Here is a 4,013-nt window from a genome sequence, read left to right on the forward strand (position 1 = left end):
ACGGATACTGGCAGGTTTACTCGGAGGGATAGTTATGAGGGAAGTATTGATGAGCCTGTTACGCTACATAAGTATCTCTACGCTAATAGCAATCCAGTTAGTTTTATCGATCCAACAGGTCTTTCATCTAGCCTAAGTGAAGTGAATGCAACGCAGAGTATCTCAGATACTCTGGAGAGACAGAGGGACAACACCAAAATTCAAGCCCTTAGACGGTTCACTGTTAAAGATCACGAGCTTTTCTCTGCTTTGCAAATATTTACTGGTGGAGCAGCACCTGTTCATGCTTTCATGTATGCCAAGTATCCTTTAGTTTCTAATCGAAATTTGGTTGAGAGGTTTGATGTAGGAGCTAGAGACTGGTCGGGGACTGTGTTGAGTCCGTCTAGAGCCGTTGACGGTGGGCTTTCAACAAGTTATCCACGCGAAAATCAACTTCCGTGGAATGCATTGAAGGTTAGGGTAGCCAGGTTAGATGCTTTTCGGTATGCTGTATGGAAAGTCGCTATCAGATCGATACCTTCTGCAGAAAGCTATACCCTGTGGGGGCATAACTGTATAAACTGGACAGTGACAGCAACTTTAATTGCAAAAGCGCTTGAGCGTTCTTCAGGATCATGAGACTACCTGCAAGTCCAAATTTTATTAAGTTTTTTAAGATTCTATCGAAGGAAGAGAAATCCCTGTTTTTGGAGAAAATACATACTTTCTTCAGGAACATTGAGGGCGAATATCCAGAAATATTGAAGTTAAGAGGAAGCCTTTATCATCCCTCACTCAAGAGTATTAAGCCTCATCATTTTATTATTGATAGAAGCAACAGATCGGAATACTGGGAAATCGCATTTTATGATACAGCCATTCCTCACGCAAGAATAGCGATATTGGACTGTAATCCACCTCCCTCAAAATACTACTCTCTTGATATGAACTATACTCAGTTACTATTAAATCATTCTCTAGCAGACATTGCTGATGGTTTTGATTATACTTCAAAACCTCTTATTCAAAGATTGTTAAGGTTTCATCCAGAAAACTGGGTTGCAACTGCTGGGGAGACAGTTTGGGTTTACTTAATGCTAAAGTTGCAAGCTTTGCCAAAACTTTACAATCAATTTTCAGTCGAGCTTGAGCCAAAGTTACCATTCTGGGAATTTGGCAATTATCTTATCACAGAAGTGGGGTTTGGTCACCAAGAGGTGATACAAGTCTCTATGAATAAAAAGTGTTTTAGGTCATTCTTGCAGCAAAACGACACCTTGATTTTAAACGCTTTGGGACAAAAGCAGATCGCGGAGTGGTTAAGCCGCCTCGATATTGAATTTGACACTTGGTTCAGCGCAATCTCTTATCGTCCGAAATTCGATCGTTCGGACTTATAGGGTAATATCAATTCTCAGGTTACTCTTGGAATAAGGAAAATCGGTTGACTGGGGCGAGGAAGGGGAATGGGGAGGTGATTTCTTATCAGTACGATAGTGATGGGGTAAGGGTCAGTTTTACTGTTAATGGGGTGAAGACTGAGTTTTTGGTGGATAAGAATCGGGATTATGCTCAGGTTTTGGAGGAGAGGGTTAATAATGGGTTGACGGCTAGTTATGTGTATGGTAATGATTTGATTTCTCAGCAGAGAGGGAGTGAGAAGTCGTTTTATTTAGTGGATGGATTGGGTAGTACGAGGGGGTTGACGAATCAGAGTGGAATTGTCACGGATACTTATACTTACGATGCGTTTGAGAATCTGATTAGTTCTACTAACAATGTGCAGAATAATTATCTGTTTGCTGGGGAACAGTTCGATAAGAGTTTGGGTGATTATTATTTGCGGGCGAGGTATTATGACGAAAGTATTGGGCGGTTTACTAGGAGGGATACTTGGGAAGGCTTTTTGTCTAACCCAGTCTCCTTGCACAAGTATATCTACGCACACAACAATCCAGTTAATTTAACAGATTCATCAGGGCTGACCCCCTTAACCGATGTTGTACTTGGATTTCGTAGAGTCGGTCTGTATTCATTCCTTAACCCTATATATGCTTATGCTCAATTTGGTGGTATTGTTCACCGCGCTATAGAGGCAGACATCTTGCAGAGGTATTCAGGAGTACAAATAGAGGTTCCAGTCCAAGGAGGCAGAATAGATGTGATTTACCGACCAAGCCAGATTTTTGATATCAAACCCCTTGATGGTGTTGTAGACCCAAACATCCAATTAGATAGATATATCCGAATGAACCCAGAGAGAAATTTTGTCAAAGGAACTTTTATGTTTGAGGGAAGATTAGATAATCCGCCACCTTTGATTGGAACTTCATTAAGATATTACACTGATGAACCTGGTGTTATTGTGTATTATCCTTTTATCAACGAGACTGGCAAAGCAATGATTACCACAACGTTATTCTTGGCAATTGCCGCTTCAAACCAACAACAAGTCAGTCAACTAGCCACACAAGTAGCAACAAATCTTGCCCTAACAAAAGGATTTGCTTAAGCGTTCAATAAGAGTATAATTTCTTTTTATTATTACTCTTAGAATACATGAATTTCCCCGGAGGACAGGAGTTCGTCAATGCCTACTTATAGACCTCTTATCATCGTGAAAAATTTTTATCTTGCCGATTTGCAAACATTGCAGGAACATTCAAATGTAAAACATATATTAGAAATGCCTTATAATTATGTTTTCTTTGAATTTTACGACCCAATTTTTGAGCTTTTATACAATGAAGATATAGAAATCCAAAATAAAGCAGGTAAAGATCCGGAATTACAAAGCAAAGCAAAGCAGTTATTTGGCGAGTTAGATCGATTTCTCCAGCCACTATATTCTCATCCAGCTTCTCACGATCGTTTTGGGTACAGATTTGGTTGTATTGCTCTTGATTTTATAATAAACAAAAAGATATACACTCTCAAAGAGCCAGGAAATCCGAAAGCAATAGAAATAGTTGAAACTGGGTTCACCAATTCTACATCTGTCCAGTTAAAAGTAAAATTTAAAAACAAAGCGAATAAAAATCAACTCAGATACGAACAAGTGATTATTGATTGGCATGAGTGGGCTAAAAAGCATTTTGAATTTGATGTTTTGGGTAAGATAGAATATCAAAATAAGCTATCAACAATAACTATTTATTTCCCCAGTAACTTTGAAAATTTTATGGCGGCAATTATTGTTATGCTTAATGATACTCGTAAGGAAACCTCTATCTATTGGCTTAGCTGGGATTGTATCTAAGCTAGATCCACCAATTCGATGTTGCTGGGAATTTAGTTAAAACTGAATTACCGAATGGGGTGATAGAAACTAGGGATTACGATGAATTGAATCGGTTGAAGTTGGTGAAGAATGTCAAAGATGGAGTGGGAATTTCCACTTTCGATTACACTCTCGATTTGGTAGGTCATCGGCGAGTTGTCACCGAACAAAATGGTAGGAAAGTTGAGTATGAATACGATAGTTTGTATCGGTTGACAAAAGAGACAATAACTGATGCTGTTGCTGGTAATCGGATTGTTGAGTATACCTACGATAAAGTGGGTAATCGCTTGACTAAGAATGATTCTGTTGAGGGGATTACTACTTATACTTACGATGATAATGACCGTTTGAAGACGGAAGAGTTGAATCAGAATGGTGTAGTTGTTCAGACTGTTGAATATCGTTATGACGATAATGGGAATCTGAAATCTCGAATTAAGAATGGGGTGGAGGAGGTCAGTTACACCTGGGATAAAGAAAATCGTTTGATTGGGGTGAGGAAGAGGAATGGGGAGGTGATTTCTTATCAGTACGATAGTGATGGGATAAGGGTTAGTTCTACTGTTAATGGGGTGAAGACTGAGTATTTGGTGGATAAGAATCTTCCTTATGCTCAGGTGTTGGAGGAGAGGGTTAATAATGGGTTGACTGCTGGTTATGTGTATGGGTTAGATTTGATTTCTCAGCAGAGGGGGAGTGAGAAGTCGTTTTATTTGGTGGATGGTTTGGGTAGTACGCGGGGGTTGAC

At 39.4% G+C, this 4,013-nt stretch carries 4 protein-coding genes and 1 pseudogene; all 5 read left to right on the forward strand.

Annotated elements, in window-relative coordinates:
* Window positions 1-621, forward strand: a 621-nt coding sequence (locus LAY57_RS35005; RefSeq protein WP_476727031.1) for an RHS repeat-associated core domain-containing protein, incomplete at its 5' end; no start/stop codon positions are given.
* Window positions 618-1,382 carry a hypothetical protein gene (locus LAY57_RS35010; RefSeq protein WP_249072002.1) on the forward strand — a complete coding sequence of 255 codons (765 nt, stop codon included), beginning with the start codon at window positions 618-620 and terminating at the stop codon, window positions 1,380-1,382. The genes LAY57_RS35005 and LAY57_RS35010, both read left to right, overlap by 4 nt.
* A gap of 35 nt (window positions 1,383-1,417) precedes the next feature.
* Window positions 1,418-2,494 (forward strand): annotated as a pseudogene (locus LAY57_RS35015) (RHS repeat-associated core domain-containing protein); the annotation flags it as partial.
* A gap of 78 nt (window positions 2,495-2,572) precedes the next feature.
* The gene (locus LAY57_RS35020; protein ID WP_249072005.1) at window positions 2,573-3,241 is read left to right on the forward strand and encodes a hypothetical protein; all 669 of its coding nucleotides are present in this window, start codon (window positions 2,573-2,575) and stop codon (window positions 3,239-3,241) included.
* A 59-nt stretch (window positions 3,242-3,300) separates the two neighbouring features.
* A partial coding sequence (locus LAY57_RS35025) for an RHS repeat domain-containing protein (RefSeq protein WP_420839194.1) occupies window positions 3,301-4,013 on the forward strand: 713 nt, incomplete at its 3' end.

The organism is Argonema antarcticum A004/B2 (assembly GCF_023333585.1).
In the GTDB taxonomy this organism is placed as follows: Bacteria; Cyanobacteriota; Cyanobacteriia; order Cyanobacteriales; family Aerosakkonemataceae; genus Argonema; species Argonema antarcticum.

Bases quoted from the DNA above. Each gene is read 5' to 3' on its own strand.
- LAY57_RS35010 (WP_249072002.1), top strand. From the start codon at position 618: ATGAGACTACCTGCAAGTCCAAATTTTATTAAGTTTTTTAAGATTCTA.
- LAY57_RS35020 (WP_249072005.1), top strand. From the start codon at position 2,573: ATGCCTACTTATAGACCTCTTATCATCGTGAAAAATTTTTATCTTGCC.